This window comes from Streptomyces sp. NPDC044061 (assembly GCF_056434305.1).
This window is the reverse complement of sequence record NZ_JBWKFL010000018.1, coordinates 46,827-67,826: the sequence shown is the minus strand read 5'-3', so window position 1 is coordinate 67,826 and position 21,000 is coordinate 46,827. Positions and strand designations below refer to the sequence as shown.

Below are 21,000 nucleotides of genomic sequence, written 5' to 3'. Positions count from 1 at the left end.
CGTCCCGTTTCGCCTAGCGGATACCCTCCGACTCGTGGCCGACATCCAGATTCCCGCTGACATCAAGCCCGCCGACGGACGATTCGGCGCGGGCCCCTCCAAGGTGCGCACCGAGGCGCTCGACGCGCTCGCCGCGACCGGAAGCTCCCTGCTCGGCACCTCCCACCGCCAGGCCCCGGTCAAGAACCTGGTGGGCCAGGTCCGCGAAGGCATCAGCTCCCTGTTCTCCCTGCCCGAGGGCTACGAGGTCGTCCTCGGCAACGGCGGGTCCACCGCCTTCTGGGACATCGCCACCCACGGACTGATCGAGAACAAGTCCCAGCACCTCAGCTTCGGCGAGTTCTCCTCCAAGTTCGCCAAGGCCGCCAAGCTCGCTCCCTGGCTGGCCGAGCCCACCGTCATCGCCACCGACCCCGGCACCCACCCCGAGGCGCGGGCGGAGGCGGGCGTCGACGTCTACGCCTTCACCCACAACGAGACCTCCACCGGTGTCGCCATGCCGATCAAGCGCGTGGCCGGCGCCGACGAGGGCGCGCTCGTCCTCGTGGACGCCACCTCCGGCGCGGGCGGCCTCCCGGTCGACGTCGCCGAGACGGACGTCTACTACTTCGCCCCGCAGAAGTCGTTCGCCTCGGACGGCGGCCTGTGGATCGGCGTCTTCTCCCCGGCCGCCATCGAGCGCGCCGAGCGCATCCACGCGAGCGGCCGTCACGTCCCGGAGTTCTTCTCGCTCCCCACCGCGATCGACAACTCCCGCAAGAACCAGACGTACAACACCCCTGCCCTCGCCACCCTCTTCCTGCTCAACCAGCAGCTCGAGTGGCTCAACGGCCAGGGCGGCCTCGCCTGGTCCACGGCCCGCACCAAGGACTCCTCGACCCGCCTGTACAGCTGGGCGGAGGAGTCCAAGTACGCGACCCCGTTCGTCTCGGAGCCGGCAAAGCGCTCGCAGGTCATCGGCACGATCGACTTCTCCGACGAGATCGACGCGGCGGCCGTCGCCAAGGTGCTGCGCGCCAACGGCATCGTGGACACCGAGCCGTACCGCAAGCTCGGCCGCAACCAGCTCCGCATCGCGATGTTCCCGGCGATCGACCCGGCGGACGTCGAGGCGCTGACGAAGTGCGTCGACCACGTGATCGAGAAGCTCTGACCTCTCGACGACGAGCATGAGGGCGCCCGGTGCCGCACCGGGCGCCCTCTCAGTTCCCGCGCCGCAGCCGCCGCAGTCCGAAGAGGGCGGCCGCGGCGACCGCGACGACGACGGCACCGATCTTGACGCTTCCGCCGCCGACACCGCCGTCGCCACCGGAGGCGGAACTGCCGCCACCGGCAGGTGGCTTGCTCGTCGCGCCCGCCGGCGCGTCCTGCGCCAGCACCGAACTGTCGGCGCCCTCGCTGCCGTACATCAGCTTGGTCCCGTCGGGAGAGTACGAGACCGACTCGCCCTGCCCCTGCAGGGGCACGTCGAGCCGCCCCTGCCGCTTGATCCTGCCGCCGTTCCAGTCGTAGGAGATCCCGCCGAAGTAGCCCCGCACGGCGAGCTGTCGGCCGTTCGGCGAGAGGGCGGCGTCGGTGGCCCAGAGGTCGACGGTGGCGACCGGCTTGAAGATGTTCGCACCGGAGGCGGAGAGGGTCGCGGGCCCCTCGTACAGATGCCCGCCGTCCTCCTTCTTGTCGATGATGTACACGCGCCCGGTCCTGGGATGCACGATCAGCGACTCGGCGTCCCGTGCCCCGTCGGAGTACTTCACGACGTACTGAGTGGCCCTGACCGTCTGGTCCTTCAGCACCTTCGGCTCGGGCAGCCGGTAGATCCACACGTAGGGCCACTTGCCGCCGAGGTTGTCGCCGATGTCGCCGACGTAGATCTGGTGGTCCGGCCCGATGGAGATGGCCTCCACGTCACGCGGGGAGCCGACACCGCGCAGGGTCACCGTGGCGACGGTCCGCCCCGTCCGGCTGTCCACCGCGTAGATGTACGGCCCGTCGTCGCTGTCGTTGTGCGTCCAGTAGATGCCGGGGTGCAGTTGGGAGGCGGCCAGGCCGCTGGACTCGGTGATCCGTGGGTCCTTGATGGTGAACCCTTCGTCACCGGGACCGCCCCCGTCGGCGGCGGAGGCTGGCAGCGAGCAGACACCCACGAGCAGGACCCCGGCGAGCAGGGCGAACGGTCGACGCATGCACCAAGCCTGCCATTTCCACCGGGGGTTTACGGGGCGTGTTCCGCCAGGGGCTCCCGAGGCGTGGTGGGCCTCACACTCCGCCCGCCCCCGTGATCGTCCATCATGAGCGGATGCTCAGGTTCATGCCCGTAGGCGACTCCATGACGATCGGGAGCGTCGGCGAGCACACGTGGCGTTACCGACTGTGGCAGCACCTGCGCACGTCGTACGACGGTCCCATCACCTTCGTCGGCCCGCGCGAGACCCTGTACGACAAACAGGCCGACGCCCCGACCTCCCTGGACTACGCCGAGCCCCGCTTCCCCCGGGCCCACCTGGCCGGCTGGGGCGAGGGCTGGCTGCACATGGCCCCGCTGATCGGCGAGGCGGTACGGAAGAGCCGGCCGGACGTCCTGCTCGTCTCCCTCGGGCTGATCGACCTTGGCTTCTACACGAACGCGGAGCAGACGGCGGAGAACGTGCGGGCCTTCGTCGCGCAGGCGCGGGCGGCGGCCCCGCACATCCGGATGGTGCTGCTGCCGGTGATCCCGAACATCCGGGCCGAACTGGACGAGCCGTTCGCCGCCCAGGTCGAGCGGTTCAACGTCCTGCTGGCGAAGACGGTGGCCGACCTGGACGAGCCCCGGTCCCCGATCCTGCTGGCCTCGCCGCCGGAGTCGTACGACATCCACGCCGACACGTACGACGGGACGCATCCCAACGCGAGCGGCGAGCACCGGATCGCGGAGGCGTTCGGCGGGGCGATGCGGGAGGCGTGGGGGGTCGGACAGGCGTACGTGGCCGGAACGGGTTGACCGAGTTCCGGCGTCTCCTGGTCACGGTGCGTATCGTTGAAGTGCGCGGCTGCGCCTGTCCGTGGGTCAGCCGGGGAGGAGCGCCACAATGACCGTCCTGGAAGACAGGATCGAGATGGCCGACGCCGACGCCAACACCAAGCGTTTGGACGAGTGGTTCGAACGCCTTGAGCGGATGCCCGTCCCCGAAGGATTCAGGGTCGAGATCGTCGGGGGCAACGTCCATATGACGCCGCAGCGGAACACGCACTGGCAGATCATCCGCCGGATCCTGTGGGCCCTCGAGGACAGGTTCGGGAGGGAGGTCACTGCGTTCACGGACGTCCGCATCGACTTCCCGGGCCACGAGAACGGCTTCTGCCCGGACGTCGCCATGCTCAGCGACGAGGCGAAGGCAGACGACGAAGGCCACTGGCGGTACCAGGACGTGAGGTTCGTCGCCGAGGTGATCTCCGCAGGTACGGCCGCCAACGACTACGGCCCGAAGAAGACCGCCTATGCGACGGCCGAGGTCCCCGTCTACGTCATCGCCGATCCCTACCAAGGGCGGTGCTACGCCTACACACACCCCAAGGACGGCGACTACTCCACGAGGACGTGGGTGGACTTCGGCACCGACATCGACCTCACCGGCACCGTGGTCGACCTCGTCCTCAGGACCGACGACTACCCCCGCGACTAGCCCCCGAGTCGCTTGCCTAGAGCGCACTCCAAGCCGTTGGCTAGGACACCATGAAGTACACGCAGCTAGGACGCACGGGACTCAAGGTCAGCCGACTCGTCCTCGGCACCATGAACTTCGGCCCGCAGACCGACGAAGCCGACAGTCACGCGATCATGGACGCGGCGCTGGACGCGGGCATCAACTTCTTCGACACCGCCAACGTGTACGGCTGGGGCGAGAACAAGGGGCGGACCGAGTCCATCATCGGGAACTGGTTCGCCAAGGGCGGGCGGCGCGACAAGGTGGTGCTGGCCACCAAGGTGTACGGCAACATGGCCGCCGACGGCGAGGCCTGGCCCAACCACGACAAGCTGTCCGCGCTCAACATCCGGCGGGCCGTGGACGCGAGCCTGAAGCGCCTGCAGACCGACCACATCGACGTCTACCAGTTCCACCACATCGACCGGAACACGCCTTTCGAGGAGATCTGGCAGGCGATCGACGTCCTCGTCCAGCAGGGCAAGATCCTCTACGTCGGCTCCTCCAACTTCCCCGGCTACAAGATCGCCCAGGCCAACGAGGTCGCCGCCCGCCGCCACGGCACCATCGGACTCGTCAGCGAGCAGTGCCTGTACAACCTCGCCGAGCGGCGCGCCGAGATGGAGGTCATCCCGGCCGCGCAGGACTACGGCCTCGGGGTCATCCCCTGGTCGCCGCTGCACGGCGGTCTGCTCGGCGGAGTGATCAAGAAGGAGGTGCAGGGCGGGCGCCGGGCCTCCGGCCGGGCCGCCGACACCCTCGCCGACCCCACCGCCCGCGCGCAGATCCAGTCCTACGAGGACCTGCTCGACAAGCACGGTGTGGAGCCCGGTGAGGCCGCCCTGGCCTGGCTGCTCACCCGGCCCGGCGTGACCGGCCCGATCGTCGGACCGCGCACCGCCGAGCAGCTGGAGTCGGCTCTCAGGGCCGTGGACCTGGAGTTGTCGGAGGGACTGCTGACCGGCCTCGACGAGATCTTCCCGGGCCCGGGGCCGTCCCCTGAGGCCTTCGCCTGGTAGCACCGCGGCATCGCCGAAGGGCACGGGGAACCGCGCGGCACGGCGCGGTTCCCCGCGCTCGGCCAGGCGGCTATCTGACCGCCGCCGACAGCGCGACCACCACGAACATCAGCACAAGCACACCGGCCATGATCCGGTTCCGGGTTTTCGGGTCCACGCATCGAGCCTAACCGGCCCCGCCGAGAGCCCAGCGGGCGACCGCCTCGTACCGGGGCTGTTCCCCGGGCACCCCGGACGTGGGCAGGTTGCTGCGCACCAGGGCCAGCTCGGCCACGGTCCAGGTGCGGCCGGCGAAGTCGCGCAGGCTGTCGACGTACGGCCGTACGTCCACCGCGTCCCGGCTCCGCGCCACCGTCAGGTGGGCCTTGTACCTCCGGTGCTCCCCCATCGGCACCCCGGCCTTCCGCGCCGCCGCCTCCGCCCGGTCGGCGAGCAGCCGCAGGGACTCCACGTCACCGGAGGCGCCCGCCCAGAGGGCCCTGCCGTGCCCGAACTGCCCGCCACCGGAGAGGGCCAGGGGGAACGGTGCGGTGCGCCGGGCCGCGCGCTCCAGCCGGTCCGAGAGGTCCGGTACGAGTTCGTCGCCGACCTCACCGTAGAAGGCGAGCGTGAAGTGCCAACCGGGGCGGCCGGTCCAGCGCAGCCCGTCGGCCCCGGGCAGCCTGCGCAACAGGGCTACTTCGGCGGCGAGTTCGTCCGTCACGTCCTCCGGGGGCAGCACGGCCGCGAAGAGTCTCATGGCGTCACCCTTCCAGGGAACGGATCACGGGGCCAGCCGCCCGCCCGGCGGCGGTACGGCGGCGTCCGGGAGATCGCCGAAGCCGCTGACCCGGCGTCCCGGTGAGGGGATGATCGAGAGCATGGAGAACAACGGGAAGATCAGGATCAGGGCGGGCCGGCCGGACGACATACCCGTGATCCTCGGCATGCTCGACAGCGCCGTGGCATGGCTGGTCGCACAGGGCCGGACCCGGCAGTGGGGCACCGAGCCCTGGTCGGGGGACCCCCGGGCGGTGGCGCTGGTCGAGCGGTACGTCACCGAGGGCACGCCCTGGATCGCCGAGGTGGACGGCACCCCGGCCGCCACCCTCACCCTCACCGACGCCCCCGCCCCCTATCTGGAGCCGGCCGACGAGCCCGAGCGGTACATCCACCTGCTCACCTCCCACCGGCGCTTCAAGGGCCAGGGGGCCGGTGCCGCCCTGCTCGCGCACGCGGCCGCGGAGACCCGCCGGGCCGGGATCTCCCTGCTGCGCGTGGACTGCTACGCGGGCGACGACGGCAAGCTGGTCGCCTACTACGAGCGCCACGGCTTCATCCGCACCGAGTCCTTCCTGCACGGCGAGGACGAGTGGCCGGGGCAGGTGCTGGCCCGCAGGGTCCTGTAGGACCCCACGGGCCGGACGCTCAGGCGGCGGTGGCCAGCTGCTCCCGCTCGCGCTGGACGAACCGCACCTGCGGGTGGCCGTGGTGCCAGCCCACCGACAGGCGCAGGCCGCCGATGCGGGCGAGGACCAGGCCGATGCCGGCGGCCGCCGCGGCGGAGATGATGCCGCCGAGGGCGAAGCCGACGCGGGCGCCGTAGGTGTCGGTGATCCAGCCGACGGCCGGCGCGCCGAGCGGCGTACCGCCCATGAACACCATCATGAACAGGGCCATCACCCGGCCGCGCATGGCCGGGTCGGTGGCCATCTGCACGGCGGTGTTCGCGGTGACGTTGACCGTGAGGCCGAATATCCCGATCGGGACCATGAGCAGCGCGAACAGCCAGTACGACGGCACCAGCGCGGCCACGGTCTCCAGCGCGCCGAAGGCCAGCGCGGCGGCGATCAGCACGCGCAGGCGGGCCGTGCCGCGGCGGGCCGCGAGCAGTGCCCCGCCGAGGGAGCCGACGGCCATCAGCGTGTTGAAGAGGCTGTAGGCGCCGGCACCGGCGTGGAAGACGTCGTCGGCGTAGGCCGACAGCCACACCGGGAAGTTGAATCCGAAGGTGCCGATGAAGCCGACGAGGACGATCGGCCAGATGAGTTCCGGGCGGCCGGCGACGTAGCGCAGGCCCTCCCGCAGCTGGCCCTTGCCACGCGGGGCGCGATCGACCACGTGCAGCTCACGGCCGCGCATCAGCAGCAGGCCGGCGAGGGGGGCGACGAAGGACACGCCGTTGAAGAGGAACGCCCAGCCCGTGCCCACGCCGGTGATCATGAGGCCGGCGACGGCGGGTCCGACCAGCCGGGCGGACTGGAAGTTCGCGGAGTTCAGGCTCACCGCGTTCTGCAGCTGCTCGGGGCCGACCATCTCGGAGACGAAGGACTGCCGGGCCGGGTTGTCGACCACCGTGGCGAGGCCGACGGCGAAGGCGGCGACGTAGACGTGCCAGACCTGGACGTGGCCCGAGAGGGTCAGGAAGGCGAGCGCGAGTCCCGTGAGGGCCATGGACGACTGGGTGACCAGGAGGGTGGGCCGCTTGGGGAGGCGGTCGACCAGGACGCCGCCGTAGAGGCCGAACAGCAGCATCGGCAGGAACTGCAGGGCCGTCGTGATGCCGACGGCCGCGGAGGAGCCGGTGAGGCTGAGCACGAGCCAGTCCTGGGCGATGCGCTGCATCCAGGTGCCGGTGTTGGAGACGACCTGGCCGATGAAGAAGAGGCGGTAGTTCCTGATCCTCAGCGAGCCGAACATCGAGGTCCTGCGGGAAACAGGGGTAGTAGTGGCGGTCGGTGCGGGGGCGGAAGGTGTTCCGGATCCCGTACTCAAAAGTGTTCGCCTCCTCCGGTGACTGCTTACAGGTGTGCGAGCTTCTCCAGCACGGGGGCGGCGGCGCGCAGTTTGGCCCACTCGTCCTCGTCGAGGCCGTCGACGAGGCCGGCCAGGAACGCGTTGCGCTTGCGGCGGCTCTCCTCGAGCATCGCCTCGGCCTGTTCGGTCCTGGTGACGACCTTCTGGCGCCGGTCCTCGGGGTGCGGCTCCAGACGGACCAGTCCCTTGGCCTCGAGCAGCGCGACGATGCGGGTCATCGACGGCGGCTGGACGTGCTCCTTGCGGGCCAGCTCGCCCGGAGTGGCCCGGCCGCAGTTGGACAGGGTGCCGAGCACCGACATCTCGGTGGGGCTCAGCGACTCGTCGACCCGCTGGTGCTTGAGCCGACGGGAGAGCCGCATCACTGCGGAGCGGAGGGAGTTCACGGCGGCAGCGTCGTCGCCATGGGTGAGGTCCGGCATGTTCTTTAGCGTAACTCATTACTCTCGCTAAAGACCACCGCGACACGCCTGAATGCCCGTGATGCCCGCCACTGAACCCTCTGATCACCCGAACGAGTGAGACGGCTGCGGAAAGTGACGCGTGGGACGGCCGGATGTGGCGACCCTCGTCCCATGGGGACCACCGTGCTCAGCCTGCGGATCGACGGGGAGCTGCTCGAGAGGCTCCGGCACCACGCGGCGAAAAGGGGAATGAGCGTGCAGGACTATGTGGTCCGCACGCTCATTCGGGACGACTTCGACGAGCGGTTCCAGGCCGCCGTCGAGGAGACGGAGAGGTTCTACGGCGTCACCTGACGCCCGGGCATCAGGTGAGGCCCAGGGCCGGCATCAGGTAGTAGAACGCGAAGACCGCCGAGACGACGTACATCGGAACCGGGATCTCCCGGGCCCGCCCGGCCGCGAGGCGCAGCACCACGAAGCTGATGAAGCCCATGCCGATGCCGTTCGTGATCGAGTACGTGAACGGCATCATCAGCATGGTCACGAAGGCCGGGATGGCGATGGTGTAGTCCGCCCAGTCGATCTCCTTGACGGAGTTCGACAGGATCAGGAAGCCCACGGCGATCAGGGCCGGGGTGGCCGCCTGGGACGGGACCATGGTGGCGATCGGGGTGAGGAAGAGGGCCACCGCGAAGAGACCGCCCGTGACGACGTTCGCGAAGCCGGTGCGCGCGCCCTCGCCGACACCGGCCGTGGACTCCACGAACGCGGTGGTGGCCGAGGAGGAGCTGGCGCCGCCCGCCGCGACCGCGACGCCGTCGACGAAGAGGACCTTGTTGATGCCCGGCATGTAGCCCTCGGCGTCGGTCAGCTTGGCCTCGTCGCTGATGCCCATGATCGTGCCCATGGCGTCGAAGAAGCACGACAGCAGGACCGTGAAGACGAAGAGGACGCCGGTCAGCAGGCCGACCTTGGAGAAGCCGCCGAAGAGGCTGAACTGACCGATCAGGCCGAAGTCGGGGGTGGACACCGGGTTGCCGGGCCACTTCGGGACCGTCAGGCCCCAGTTCGGGACCGTGGCGACCGAGTTGATGATCAGCGCGAGGACGGTCATCCCGACGATGGAGATCAGGATCGCGCCCGGCACCTTGCGGACGATGAGGGCGAAGGTGAGCAGCGCGCCCAGGATGAAGATCAGCACCGGCCAGCCGTTGAGGTGACCGTTGCTGCCGAGCTGGAGCGGGACGGTGGTCTGGGCGGCGTCCGGGATACGGGTGACGAAACCGGAATCGACCAGGCCGATCAGCATGATGAACAGGCCGATACCGATCGAGATCGCCTTGCGCAGCCCGAACGGCACCGCGTTCATCACGCGCTCGCGCAGGCCCGTGGCGACCAGCAGCATGACCACGAAACCGGCCAGCACGACCATGCCCATGGCGTCCGGCCAGGACATGCGGGGTGCGAGCTGGAGCGCGACGACCGAGTTCACGCCGAGACCGGCGGCGAGCGCGATCGGCACGTTGCCGATGACACCCATCAGCAGGGTGGTGAACGCGGCCGTCAGGGCGGTCGCCGTGACCAGCTGGCCGTTGTTCAGGTGGTGCCCGTACATGTCCTTCGCGCTGCCGAGAATGATCGGGTTCAGCACGATGATGTACGCCATCGCGAAGAAGGTGGCGAGACCGCCGCGGATCTCACGGCCGACGGTGCTGCCGCGCTCGGAGATCTTGAAGTAGCGGTCGAGAGCGCCGTAGGCGGGCGCGCCACCCGGCTTCTCGGGGGTGGGGACCTTGGCAGGTGCCGAGGTGGACATGCGGGACCTCATCACCGACGGGGTTCCCCCGAGTCCCGTTGGAGTTTCATACGATCAGAAGTGGTCAAAGACAAACGGTTTCAGTATGAACGTATGAGTGTTAGATCGCCATCTCCGCGCGTAGACCCCGGACGGGAAAGGCCTGCGGTCCGCCCAGGACGGCCTGCCGGTCCACCCGGAACGCCTCGTAAGCTGTGCCCCATGACGAAGTGGACCCCCAAGCACGAAGCGCCGGAGCCCCTGGAGGGCCCCGTGGTCGCCACCATCACCGGCGGCACGATCGTATGGTTCGTCCTCTTCCTGGTCCAGCTGCCGTTCTACGGCTGGTTCAACGACCACGGCCACGCCTGGTGGCTCTGGACCTGCCTGGCCGGAGGCGGGCTGGGACTGATCGGCGTCTGGTACGTCCGCAAGCGGGACGCGGCGATCAAGCGCGACGCGGCCCTGAAGGCCGCCGCCGCGGCGGAGTAGCCGGCGGCCGGACTCTCCTCCCGGCGCACGACCCCTCCTCCTCCCCGAGTCGGAACTTCTGCCCACTCGGCAGGTGAAGCCGCAAAACCGCACGTACCGTCGAATGCATGACCCACATCGACGCGGGCGCCGAACTCGACCCCGTGCACCCGGTGGCCCTGCCCGCGAGTCGGTCGGACGGGCTGACCGGCGCCCAGGTCGCGGAGCGCATCGCGCGCGGACAGGTCAACGACGTGCCGGTGCGGAGCAGCCGCTCCCTGGGCGAGATCGTCCGGGCGAACGTCTTCACCCGGTTCAACGCGATCATCGGTGTGCTGTGGCTGGTCACCCTGTTCGTCGCCCCGATCCAGGACAGCCTCTTCGGCTTCGTGATCATCGCCAACACCGGCATCGGCATCGTCCAGGAGTGGCGGGCCAAACAGACCCTGGACTCCCTCGCGGTGATCGGCGAGTCCCGGCCGACCGTCCGGCGCGAGGGGACCGCCGTCGAGGTGGCCACCAACGAGATCGTCCTCGACGACCTTCTGGAGATAGGCCCCGGCGACAAGATCGTCGTGGACGGCGTGTGCGCGGAGGCCGACGGGCTGGAGATCGACGAGTCGCTGCTCACCGGTGAGGCCGACCCCGTCGTCAAACGCCCCGGCGACCAGGTGATGTCCGGCAGTTTCGTGGTCGCGGGCGGCGGCGCCTTCACGGCGACCGAGGTGGGCCGCGAGGCCTACGCCGCCCGGCTCGCCGAGGAGGCCTCCCGCTTCACCCTCGTCCACTCCGAGCTGCGCACCGGCATCTCCACGATCCTCAAGTACGTGACCTGGATGATGATCCCGGCCGCGATCGGCCTGGTCCTCACCCAGCTTGTGGTGAAGAGCAACGACCTGAAGGACGCGATCGCCCGGACGATCGGCGGAATCGTCCCGATGGTCCCCGAGGGGCTGGTGCTCCTCACCTCCGTGGCCTTCGCCATCGGGGTCATCCGGCTGGGCCGGAAACAGTGCCTGGTGCAGGAGCTGCCCGCCATCGAGGGCCTGGCCCGGGTGGACACCGTCTGCCTGGACAAGACCGGCACGCTGACCGAGGGCGGCATGGACGTGACCGGCCTCAGGCCGCTGGACGGGGCCGACGAGACCTATGTGCGCAGAGTGCTGGGCGCCCTCGGGGAGTCCGATCCGCGTCCCAACGCCTCCCTCCAGGCGATCATCGACGCCTACCCGGACAGCGAGGAGTGGCGCTGCGTCGAGTCGCTCCCCTTCTCCTCCGCCCGCAAGTACAGCGGCGCCGCCTTCAGCGAGGGCGACGGCGAGGCCAGCACCTGGCTGCTGGGCGCCCCCGACGTGCTGCTCGCCCCCGACGCCCCCGCCCTGGCCGAAACCGAGCGCCTCAACGAGCAGGGCCTCCGGGTCCTGCTGCTCGCCCGTGCCACCCGGGACCTGGACGACCCCGAGCCGGCCAGGGGAGCCCGTCCCACCGCCCTCGTCGTCCTCGAACAGCGGCTGCGGCCCGAAGCCGCCGACACCCTCCGCTACTTCGCGGAGCAGAACGTCCACGCCAAGGTGATCTCCGGCGACAACGCGGTCTCCGTCGGCGCGGTCGCCGCGAAGCTGGGGCTGTCCGGTACGACGGTGGACGCGCGCCGGCTGCCCCCCGAGCGCAAGGACATGGCCGACGCGCTGGACGAGGGCACCGTCTTCGGCCGGGTCACCCCGCAGCAGAAGCGGGACATGGTGGGCGCGCTGCAGTCGAGCGGGCACACGGTCGCGATGACCGGCGACGGCGTGAACGACGTCCTCGCCCTGAAGGACGCGGACATCGGCGTCTCGATGGGCTCGGGTTCGGAGGCGACCCGCGCGGTCGCGCAGATCGTCCTGCTGAACAACAGCTTCGCCACGCTGCCCTCGGTGGTCGCCGAGGGCCGCCGGGTCATCGGCAACATCACGCGGGTGGCCACGCTGTTCCTGGTCAAGACGGTGTACTCGGTGCTGCTCGCGCTGCTGGTGGTGTGCTGGCAGGTCGAGTACCCCTTCCTGCCCCGGCACCTGACCCTGCTCTCCACCCTCACGATCGGAGTCCCGGCCTTCTTCCTGGCCCTGGCCCCGAACCGGGAACGGGCCCGGCCCCACTTCGTCCGCAGGGTGATGCGCTACGCGATCCCGGGCGGGGTGGTGGCCGGAACGGCGACCTTCGTGACGTACCTGCTGGCCCGCCATCACTACACCGGCCCGGGCTCCCTGGACGCGGAGACCAGCGCGGCGACCCTGACCCTGTTCCTGGTCTCCATGTGGGTCCTGGCGATCATCGCCCGCCCCTACACCTGGTGGCGCGTCGTCCTGGTGGCGTCGATGGGGGCGGCGTTCCTCCTCGTCCTCGTGGTGCCGGCCCTGCAGAGCTTCTTCGCGCTGAAGCTGGTGGGCATGGCCATGCCGTGGACGGCGGTGGGAGTGGCGGTGGTGGCGTCGGCCGCCCTGGAGTTCCTGTGGAAGTGGGTCGACCGCCGCTTCCCCGCGTGAGCGTCGGACTGTGGGCCACATGGACTCGCGGGGCGCGAGTCCGCCCTGACTTCTTCGACCTGCCGTCCTGGCCGACGCCCACAGCACAGGGCGGGTGTGCTGGAGCGGGCGGGCGGACGGATCGCCGTACGGCCGGAGGACACGGCGGCCCCCGATGAGGCGCGGGCGGCTCCGGCCCGGACCATGGCGCGCCAGGAGCACCACGGCCGCCTCGTGGCCGGGGGCCGCCTCGCTGGGCGGCCCCCGGGCTCACGTGGAGCGGGAAATGACTACTGCACGTCGACGTAGTCGCCCGTGGCGCTCACGGACGACGTGGTGGAGGTGCCCGCGAAGCTGTAGCGGTAGTAGCCGTCGGAGGCGGCCGTGACCGTGGTCTTCAGGGCGCCCGTGGCGGACGACGTGATGGTCTTGACGGTGGTGTAGGTGGTGGTGCCCGCCTTGCGGAACTGGAGCTTCACCGACTGGCCGCCGAAGCCGGCGTACTTGCCGGACTCCCAGTTGGCCCGGGTCAGCGTGCCGGTGACGGTCAGGGTCCCGCCCTTCTTGACCGGCTCCGGGGTGGCGTTGGCGGTGAGCTTGGCGGCGCGGCGGACCGGGATGGTGCCCAGGTCGTTCTGCCAGGTGGCGGCGTAGGTCTTCTTGTCGACGGCGAGAGCGCCCGTCTTCCAGGTGCCTGCGTCGGAGTTGTACAGCTCGGCGGCCGGGAGGGTGATCGTCGCCGAGCAGTTCGCGGTGGTGGAGTTCACCGTGGTGCAGGTGCCCGGGTCGTCGCTGATGACCTGCGTGTCGGCGTCCTTCGCCGAGGTGCCGCGGTAGAGCACCGGGCCGGTGTCGACGTTGGCGAGGGAGACGGTGGAGGGGTGGGTCACGGTATAGGTCGCCTTGACCTTGGCCGTGGAGGTCGCGCCGAGGGTGATGGCCTTGCCGCCGTTCACCTTCAGGTTGGAGAAGGTGACGTCCGGTCCCGCGGTGGCCGCGTGCGCGGCCGGGACGGCGAAGGCGGAGAGGGCGAGGGCGCCGGAGACGGCGGCCACGGTGGCACGTATGCGCATGTGCGTTCCCCTGGAGGGATAAGTGATCGTGGAGTCGGTCGACTCAGGCGATCAGATCCGTGAGGGGTGTGACCGGTTGTACGGCAGGAGCGCTTCTCGGTCAGATTTTGGCCTTGCGTTGCCAGTCCATGGCGCAAGTGAGAAGAAACGTTCCGGCCCCGGAGGCGGCATGCGCCTCCGGGGCCGTGACGGTACTGCCTACCGCTTACCGCGCGTCTTACTGGACGTCGACGAAGTCACCCGTGGCGTTCACCGCCGGGGTCGTCGTGGTGCCCCCGAAGGCGAAGCGGAAGTAGCCGTCGGCCGACGCGGTGGTCGTGGTCTTCAGGTTGCCCGTGGAGTCCGACGTGATGGTCTTCAGCGTGGTGTAGGTGCTGGAGTCCTTCTTGCGGAACTGCAGCTTCACCGACTGCTTGGTGTAGCCGTGGTACTGGTGGTCCTCCCAGTTGGCACGGGACAGCTTGCCCGTGACCGTGATGGTCTTGCCCTTCTTCACCGGCTCCGGCGAGGCGTTGACCGTCAGCTTGGAGTAGCGCTGGACCAGGGTGGTGCCGAGGTCGTCCGTCTCGGAGCCGTCGCCGGTGCTGTACTGGACCGCCAGCGCGCCCGCCTTCCAGGTGCCGGCGTCCACGTTGAGCAGCTCGTCGTCGGCCGGGTAGACGTCGATGAGGCCCTTGCAGCTGGCGGTCGTCGTCGAGGTGGCGGTGCAGTCGGCCGGGGCGTCGCCGAACAGGATGCCGCCCGTGGACGGCTTGTAGATGAACGGACCGTTGTCGAAGTCGTCGGAGCCGAGCACGTAGTTGGCGTCGTGGGTCATCGTGTAGGTGACCGTGGCGGTGACGTGGTTGGTCGTGCCGACCTTGATCGCCGAGGCGATCTTGAGGTTCGAGAACGTGACGCCCAGGTCCGCGGGCTCGTCGGCGGAGCTGAAGGCGCTCTTGCCGGCGTGCGAGAGGACCCTCGCGGCCGCCGCCTTGTAGGACGGGGCGGAGTCGGCGGCCTGCGCGGCCGGCACGACGAGAGCGGTGAGGGCCAGGGCGCCGGTGACGGCGGCCACGGTGGCACGTATACGCATGCGCTCCCCTGAGTGGAGAAAGGGGCCCCGGCGGCGGTCGTCCCGCACGGTTCGTCGTCGCCGCGGGGCCCAAGTGATCGTGAGTCTGTTGACTCGAGTGATCAGATCCACGAGGGGCGTGACCGGTTGTACGGCGGCGACGACATCCGGTCAGATTTTACCTTCGCGTTACCAACTCGTCGCGCAGGCGAGGGGGAGCGTTCCGGCCCCCGGAGGCGGCAGGCGCTTCCGGGGCCGGCACGGTACTGCCTACTTCACGACCGCTCAGCGCACGCCGACGTAGTCACCCGTGGCGGTGACCGGCGCGCTGTACGAGGCACCCGCGAAGTAGTAGCGGAAGTAGCCGGAGGTGGACGCCGTGACCGTGGTCTTCAGATTGCCCGCCGAGTCCGACGTGACCGTCTTCACCGTGCTGTAGGTGCTGGAATCCTTCTTGCGGAACTGCAGCTGCACGCTCTGGCCGGCGTAGCCGTGGTACTTGTGGTCGCTCCAGTTGGCCAGGGTCAGCTTGCCCGTGACGGTGATGGCCCTGCCCTTCACCGCGGGCTCCGGCGTGCCGTCGGCCGTGGCCTTGGTCAGGCGCTTGAGGCTGGTCGTGGCCACCGCGTCCTGGTCGACGTAACCGACCTTGCTCCAGTCGATGTTGTCGGACTCCGGGTCCTGGTCGTTCCAGTCGATCGCGTACCCGATGGCCGTCCACTTGGTCGCGTCGGGGTTGGTCAGCTCAGTGCCGGCGTAGACGTCGATGGTGCCCTTGCAGCTGTCCTGGGTCGCGGAGACCACCGTGCAGGTCGGCCAGTCGTCGCCGAAGAGGACGTTGGCCGGGTCGTCGTACGAGCCACGGTAGATCTCGACGTCCATCATGAAGTCGGGCGCGTTGACGTCGATGTCCTCGGCGTGCGTGACGGTGTAGGTCACGGGGACCGTGGTGTGGGTGGTGGTGCCCGCGTTGATCGACTTGCCATTGTTGATCTTGACGTCGGAGAAGGAGAGGTCCAGCGCGTAGGGCTCGCCGGTGTCGGCGGCGGAGGACGTGCTGAACGCGGACCTGCCCGCGGCGTGGTGCGCGGCCCGCGCGGCCTTCACGAGGTCGTCGCGGTCGAACGTGGTTCCGTTGCCGGCGTGTGCGGCCGGCACGGCGAAGGCGGAGAGAGCCAGGGCGCCGGAGACGGCGGCCACGGTGGCGCGAATGCGCATGCGTTCCCCTGTGGAGAGTGGGGTCTCGGGCGGATGCTCGCTGCTGCGCGCCCGCTCCGAGGCCCACATGATCGTGGAGTCGGTTGACTCGGATGATCAGATCCACGGCGCCTGGGGACCGTTGTATGAAAATTGAAGTGTTTGCGTGCGCGTCACTTGGGTGACGGGTGGGCCAACGGCCCCGGTACGGAAGGTGTTTCCGCCCGGGACCGTCGCGCCGCCGGCTCAGTCGAACCAGCGGTCGCGCGCCAGCTCCTCCGTCCGGGACGGGTCCTCCAGCAGGGCCGCCACCTCGAAACGGCGTGGCCACTGGCCGGCCGCCCAGGCGAGGCCCGCGGCGACGCCCTCCAGGGTGGCCGCGTGCAGGACGCCGTCGTCGGTGAGCCGCCAGTCGATCTCGACGCCGTCCACGACCAGTTCCTCGTGCTCGACATGGGTGCCGGGCGTGCGCGGGCCGAGCAGCACCCGCACCGACTCCGGTACGTCGTGCTCGGTCCCCTCGGAGTGGACCTCGCCGGTGACGGACTCGCTCAGCCGCCGCACCTGGAACAGCTCCGCCAGCTCGGCGGCCCGGGACGGCCGGACGGGCAGCAGCGGCACTCCCGAGGTGAACGGCAGCAGGTCGGGCGAGTCGACCACCACCGCGTCGGCCGCGTCCACCACGGTCACCCGGCCGTCGGCCACGGCCCGCAACTCGTCCGGCAGGGTCACCTGCTCGGGGTCCAGCTCGGCCAGCGCGCCGTACAGACCGTGCAGTTGGGCCGGGCTCACCGGGCGTTCGGGGTCGGCGAGGCGGTCCAGCAGTTCGGCCGCGCCGCCGGGCTCGTCCAGCAGGGCGGCCACCGAGGTCCGCACGCCCAGCGCGCGCAGCACCTGCTCGTCGTCGAAGCCCGTGGCGTCGGCCTCGTCGTACAGGCCGCGCAGCAGCGGATCCCCGCCGGCCGCGAGCAGACCGGCGGGCCGGCGCCCATCGAGGACGGGATGCCCGCGCAGCCACCACGCCGTGTACGGCCGTACGACCTCGTGGGTGCCGTCGGGCAGCAGGATCCGCACCGGCTGGGTGAGCGCGTCCCGCAGCGGCGGCTGGGCCAGCAGGGTGAGCGCCTCGGGCCAGTGGTCGTCGTCCACCAGGTCGAGATCGCGCACGGCGACCAGTTCGGTGGCCACCGGCGGCACCGGGCTGTCGGGGAAGCGGTCGAGGATGTCCTCGCACCACACGTCCACGGCGTCGAGCAGGCCCGCGTCGTCCGGCTCGGCGAAGTCGCCTTCCCGGGGCTCCAGTTCGTCCGGGTCGAGGACGACGTCCGTGGCGCGCACGAGCGCGAAGTTCGCGAGCACCCCGCAGGCGGCCAGCGGCTGTTCTCCCCACCTCTCGGCCAACTCCGCATCCACGGCGGCCAGTTCGTCCTCGCGGATGACACGGGCGAAGGAGCTGCCGGGAAAGACCAGCTCACCGGCCGGGGCGAGTTCCCCGTCCTCGTCGGGCAGCGCGAGGGCACCCAGCCACGGCTCGTCACCGGGCTCGAGTCCGGCATCGCGCACCAGGGCCAGGACGGTGTCGGCCAGTTCCTCGGCGCCGGGGGCGTCCTCCTCCCACAGCGCCCCGCCCTCGTCGTCCAGCGAGGCCGCCACGGCGGCCCGCACCTGCGGAGTGGTCAGCACCGCACGCGGGGTCGCCGGCAGCGCGCCCAGCTTCTCCAGGAGCGGGTGCACGGCGTCCTCGTGGGCGACCTTGAGCCCGAGCCGGCCGAGCACCTCGGCGTCGATCCGGGCGGCGTCCGGAGCGGGCAGCAGGACCTGCCGGGGGCCGATGGTGGTGCGCCGGTCCGCGAGTGGCACCGGAAGCCCGGAGAGCCGGTCGGGGTCGACGCCGGCGAGGCTGTCGTAGAGCCGCCACCACCACTCGGGGGCCTTCTCCAGACCGGCCAGCCGGTCGACGGCGTCGGCGAGCGGGAGCCGGGCCACACCGAGGGTGCGCAGCTCCACACGGCGTTCCAGCCCGGCGGGCAGCAGGGTGGGCAGCACCTCCGCGAGGACCCGTACGGTGTCCGCGCCCGCGCCCTCCACCACTTCGGCGTCCCTCGGGCGCAGCGCCTCCGGGAGGTCGTCGTCGCCCTTGGAGTCGACGGCCGGGGGCAGGAACGCGGTGCGCGGCAGCCGCTCCAGGACGGCCTGCCGCAGCGCGCCGTCCAGCTCTCCCTTGCCCAGCGGTCCGGGTACGAGGTCGATCACGCCCTCGGTCACCGGGCGCCACTCGGCGAGCAGTTCGGTGTAGACGGCCGCCGCGCGCTGCACCAGGAAGTCGGTCAGTGGGCCGGGCGCCGCGTGCCGGCGGGTGGTGTCCAGCGGGAAGGACGCGATGAGCAGCGCGGGGACGCCCAGGGGCTCGTCGCTGGGGGTGGGGGCGTGCACGACGGGCGTGGTGCGCGGCCGTACCGGGCGGCCGTCGGCGTCCGCCGGTACGGCCCAGGTCACCGACCAGTGGGGGCGCAGGCGCTCCTCCACCGGCCGGTCGGTGAGCAGCTCCGGGGTGAGCGGGCCGTGTGCGGAGAGAGTGCGCCAGCGAGTGGTGCCGTCCCGCGAGTCCTCCACCACGGTGACGGCGCCCTCGGTACGGCGGCGCAGGGTGCGCGGGGCTTCGCCGTTGACCTCGACGACCACTTCCTCCAGGCCGGGCAGGGCGAGGAGCAGGGCGTCGTCGATGCCGTCGAGGAGGCGCTCGGCGAGGTCGGTGGCGGCGGTGTCGCGCAGCGGCAGGATGACGGCGGTGTCGTACGGCTCCGGGGCGGAGCCCTCGGCGGCGAAGGGGAGCCGGAGGAGCGGCACGTGCCCGTCGCGGCGCCGGATCTCGTCGCCGAGCCCGGGGCTGTGCCGGGCGATGCCGGCGGCCTCTTCCCGCGCCTCGGCCAGGGACCAGCGGACCCCGCCGTGCCGGCCGACGATCGCGGGCTCGTCCGTGACGGCGAGTACGGCGGCGAAACCGACGCCGAACCGGCCGACGGCGCCGTGGGTGTCCTGGGCTTCGCGCTTGGCGGAGGCACGCAGGGTGGACAGCGACTCGACACCGGCCGCGTCCAGCGGGGCGCCGGTGTTCGCCGCGACCAGCACGCCGTCGCGGAGGGTGAGGCGCAGCCGGCCCGGGGTCCGGGTCCGTGCGGCGGCGTCGGCGGCGTTCTGGGCCAGCTCGACCACGAGCCGGTCCCGGTAGCCGCCGAGGACCAGGTCCTCCTCGGCGTTGGCGTCCTCACGGAACCGGGCGGGGCTGGTGGCCCAGGCGTCGAGGACACCGCGGCGCAGACGGGCGGTGCCGAAGGGGTCGGCGCCCTCGGCCGCCGGCCGCACGTACTTGCTCACGTTCACTCTCCTCGTCGACGTGAGGACGAAGGTACAGCGAGTGCGGCGAGGAGACCGAAGGCACAGGTCAGGGCCGGAGAGGTGGTTCCGCACCGGTGGCGGGGCCGCGGGCGGTCCCCGCGGTGCCGGCGCGGTCTACGAGTGGCCGAGTTCCGCCGTCTCGTCGTCCCCGGTCTCCGGTACCGAGCCCGAGTCGCGGGCCGGACGGAGCGGGAAGGGGTCCACCCGGGTCTCGTCGATCACCGGTGCGGCCGGCTGGGGCGGCTTCGGCATGACCGCCGCCTCCGAGTGGCCGCCGCAGCCGTACGCCAGGGAGACCACGCGGCCGTCGGCCGGGGCGAACTCGTTCGCGCAGACGCCGAAGGCCTGGCCGAGGGAGCCGCCGATGGGGGACAGGAAACCGCAGCTCATACAGGTTGCCGGGGCCGCCTGGGCCATCGGGGTCTTGGGGCCGAACGACTCCTCCCAGCGGTCCGCAGCGACGTGCAGGCCGTAGCGGGAGAGGACCCGGGCGCGGCGCATGCCGAGTTCCTCGGCCACCGCGGCGATCGAGCCCCGGGTCGGCGTCGTCGGCTGGGTGGCGGGGGTGCCCGCGGTGACCTCGGCGTCCTCCGCCTCCGCGAGCTCCTCCAGCTCCTCGGACACGATCGAGTTCGGCGCGGGCCGCTCCTCGCCCGTGTAGCCGGGCTCCAGGCGCAGGTCCTCCTGGTCGGTGGGGAGCAGATCGCCGGGGCCGAGGTCGCCGGGGCGCAGGCGCTCGCTCCACGGGACCCACTCGGGGGCCAGGAGGGCGTCGGGGCCGGGGAGCAGGACCACCTCGTCCAGCGTCACGATCTTCGCGCGGGAGGCGCGGGCCACGGTCGCCGCCCAGCGCCAGCCGCGGTAGCCCGGCTCCTTGCACTCGAAGAAGTGCGTGACAACACGGTCGCCCTCCGACACCAGGCCGACGTGCTCACCGACCACGCCGGGGGCGGCGGCCTCCTCGGCGGCGGCACGGGCTAGGTCGACGGCCTCGGCGCACAGGCGGTCGGGGGTGCGGCTTCGCGTTGTCGCTGCGCTCACAGGTATCGCTTCTCTCCTACGCCGTCTCACGAGTGCGGATGCCTCCGGCGGTGAAGCGGACGGAGCGGACCTGTGGGCCGCATCGACGTCCGCGTCCGATCGCGCTCGGGCGCACCTCTGCCATCCATTCTGCGTTATGGCTGAGATACGCACGCTACCCCGTCGCCGGTGGTCGGGGACAGTCCGCCGCGTTTCCCACCCACCCACCGTCTCACTCGGCAGGACGCCGACCCCCGCCATCCGGCACGGCGAGCTGCGAAGTACCGGGCCCCGGGGCGGGGGCGGTGGGGTGAGAAGTTCCGGGGGCGGGGGCGGGTCGGTCCGCTGAGAAGGAGCAGGGCGGAGGGTCGGCCGCGATGTGCCGTGCCGAGGGGGCGAGACGGTCGGCCGAGAAGTTCCGGGGCCGAGGATGAGGCGGTCGATTGAGAAGTTCCGGGGGCGGGGGCGGGTCGGTCCGCTGAGAAAGAGCGGGGCGGAGGGTCGGCCGCGATGTGCCGTGCCGAGGGGGCGAGACGGTCGGCCGAGAAGTTCCGGGGCCGAGGATGAGGCGGTCGATTGAGAAGTTCC

18 protein-coding genes are annotated in these 21,000 nt (G+C 71.0%); 8 read left to right on the top strand and 10 right to left on the bottom strand.

The genetic code is table 11. From position 1 onward, the window contains the following. Nucleotides 1–34 precede the first annotated feature (34 nt). Nucleotides 35–1,153, top strand: a complete 1,119-nt coding sequence (serC, locus tag AC07CM_RS28205; protein WP_478879243.1) for a phosphoserine transaminase — start codon at nucleotides 35–37, stop codon at nucleotides 1,151–1,153. A 49-nt stretch (nucleotides 1,154–1,202) separates the two neighbouring features. Here serC and AC07CM_RS28200 read toward each other — a convergent pair whose 3' ends face one another. Beyond that, nucleotides 1,203–2,183: a TolB-like translocation protein gene (locus AC07CM_RS28200; protein WP_478879242.1), complete on the bottom strand. Its 981-nt coding sequence runs from the start codon at nucleotides 2,181–2,183 to the stop codon at nucleotides 1,203–1,205. 113 nt (nucleotides 2,184–2,296) lie between these two features. On the opposite strand from AC07CM_RS28200, the gene AC07CM_RS28195 reads away from it, so the two are divergent. The 3 genes from AC07CM_RS28195 (at nucleotide 2,297) to AC07CM_RS28185 (ending at nucleotide 4,702) form a co-directional block, all read left to right on the top strand. Continuing rightward, complete coding sequence (locus tag AC07CM_RS28195) at nucleotides 2,297–2,980, top strand: GDSL-type esterase/lipase family protein (RefSeq protein WP_478879241.1); 684 nt, start codon at nucleotides 2,297–2,299, stop codon at nucleotides 2,978–2,980. A gap of 88 nt (nucleotides 2,981–3,068) precedes the next feature. Next, the gene (locus tag AC07CM_RS28190; protein WP_478879240.1) at nucleotides 3,069–3,662 is read left to right on the top strand and encodes a Uma2 family endonuclease; all 594 of its coding nucleotides are present in this window, start codon (nucleotides 3,069–3,071) and stop codon (nucleotides 3,660–3,662) included. Between the two features lie 50 nt (nucleotides 3,663–3,712). Then, nucleotides 3,713–4,702 carry an aldo/keto reductase gene (locus tag AC07CM_RS28185; protein WP_478879239.1) on the top strand — a complete coding sequence of 330 codons (990 nt, stop codon included), beginning with the start codon at nucleotides 3,713–3,715 and terminating at the stop codon, nucleotides 4,700–4,702. A 166-nt stretch (nucleotides 4,703–4,868) separates the two neighbouring features. On the opposite strand, the gene thpR is transcribed toward AC07CM_RS28185, so the two are convergent. After that, nucleotides 4,869–5,441, bottom strand: coding sequence for an RNA 2',3'-cyclic phosphodiesterase (gene thpR, locus AC07CM_RS28180; RefSeq protein ID WP_478879238.1), 573 nt, complete (start codon nucleotides 5,439–5,441; stop codon nucleotides 4,869–4,871). A gap of 121 nt (nucleotides 5,442–5,562) precedes the next feature. On the opposite strand from thpR, the gene AC07CM_RS28175 reads away from it, so the two are divergent. Further along, nucleotides 5,563–6,090 carry a GNAT family N-acetyltransferase gene (locus AC07CM_RS28175; RefSeq protein ID WP_478879237.1) on the top strand — a complete coding sequence of 176 codons (528 nt, stop codon included), beginning with the start codon at nucleotides 5,563–5,565 and terminating at the stop codon, nucleotides 6,088–6,090. Nucleotides 6,091–6,109: 19 nt separating this feature from the next. Here AC07CM_RS28175 and AC07CM_RS28170 read toward each other — a convergent pair whose 3' ends face one another. Together AC07CM_RS28170 and AC07CM_RS28165 are read right to left on the bottom strand one after the other, a co-directional pair. Then, on the bottom strand, nucleotides 6,110–7,381 hold the full coding sequence (locus AC07CM_RS28170; protein ID WP_478879236.1) for an MFS transporter: 1,272 nt from the start codon (nucleotides 7,379–7,381) through the stop codon (nucleotides 6,110–6,112). 101 nt (nucleotides 7,382–7,482) lie between these two features. Then, a complete protein-coding gene (locus tag AC07CM_RS28165) occupies nucleotides 7,483–7,920 on the bottom strand; it encodes a MarR family winged helix-turn-helix transcriptional regulator (RefSeq protein WP_478879235.1) in 438 nt (145 codons plus the stop codon). Nucleotides 7,921–8,073: 153 nt separating this feature from the next. On the opposite strand from AC07CM_RS28165, the gene AC07CM_RS28160 reads away from it, so the two are divergent. Next, nucleotides 8,074–8,256, top strand: coding sequence for a ribbon-helix-helix protein, CopG family (locus AC07CM_RS28160; RefSeq protein WP_153543330.1), 183 nt, complete (start codon nucleotides 8,074–8,076; stop codon nucleotides 8,254–8,256). Between the two features lie 10 nt (nucleotides 8,257–8,266). Here AC07CM_RS28160 and AC07CM_RS28155 read toward each other — a convergent pair whose 3' ends face one another. After that, a complete protein-coding gene (locus AC07CM_RS28155) occupies nucleotides 8,267–9,718 on the bottom strand; it encodes an NCS2 family permease (protein ID WP_478879234.1) in 1,452 nt (483 codons plus the stop codon). 201 nt (nucleotides 9,719–9,919) lie between these two features. Between AC07CM_RS28155 and AC07CM_RS28150 the strand changes: the two genes are divergently transcribed. Together AC07CM_RS28150 and AC07CM_RS28145 are read left to right on the top strand one after the other, a co-directional pair. Further along, entirely contained in the window at nucleotides 9,920–10,189 is a 270-nt protein-coding gene (locus tag AC07CM_RS28150; RefSeq protein ID WP_478879233.1) for a DUF2530 domain-containing protein, read from the top strand. 107 nt (nucleotides 10,190–10,296) lie between these two features. Further along, on the top strand, nucleotides 10,297–12,693 hold the full coding sequence (locus AC07CM_RS28145; RefSeq protein WP_478879232.1) for an HAD-IC family P-type ATPase: 2,397 nt from the start codon (nucleotides 10,297–10,299) through the stop codon (nucleotides 12,691–12,693). 269 nt (nucleotides 12,694–12,962) lie between these two features. On the opposite strand, the gene AC07CM_RS28140 is transcribed toward AC07CM_RS28145, so the two are convergent. From AC07CM_RS28140 to AC07CM_RS28120, 5 genes are all read right to left on the bottom strand, one after another. Beyond that, on the bottom strand, nucleotides 12,963–13,745 hold the full coding sequence (locus AC07CM_RS28140) for a hypothetical protein (protein ID WP_478879231.1): 783 nt from the start codon (nucleotides 13,743–13,745) through the stop codon (nucleotides 12,963–12,965). 217 nt (nucleotides 13,746–13,962) lie between these two features. After that, nucleotides 13,963–14,820, bottom strand: coding sequence for a hypothetical protein (locus AC07CM_RS28135; protein ID WP_478879230.1), 858 nt, complete (start codon nucleotides 14,818–14,820; stop codon nucleotides 13,963–13,965). Between the two features lie 264 nt (nucleotides 14,821–15,084). Then, nucleotides 15,085–16,017 (bottom strand): hypothetical protein, encoded by a 933-nt coding sequence (locus AC07CM_RS28130; protein ID WP_478879229.1) that lies wholly within the window; start codon nucleotides 16,015–16,017, stop codon nucleotides 15,085–15,087. A 225-nt stretch (nucleotides 16,018–16,242) separates the two neighbouring features. Further along, on the bottom strand, nucleotides 16,243–19,371 hold the full coding sequence (locus AC07CM_RS28125; RefSeq protein WP_478879228.1) for a sacsin N-terminal ATP-binding-like domain-containing protein: 3,129 nt from the start codon (nucleotides 19,369–19,371) through the stop codon (nucleotides 16,243–16,245). A 135-nt stretch (nucleotides 19,372–19,506) separates the two neighbouring features. Continuing rightward, a complete protein-coding gene (locus tag AC07CM_RS28120; RefSeq protein ID WP_478879227.1) occupies nucleotides 19,507–20,433 on the bottom strand; it encodes a DUF3027 domain-containing protein in 927 nt (308 codons plus the stop codon). Nucleotides 20,434–21,000 lie beyond the last annotated feature (567 nt).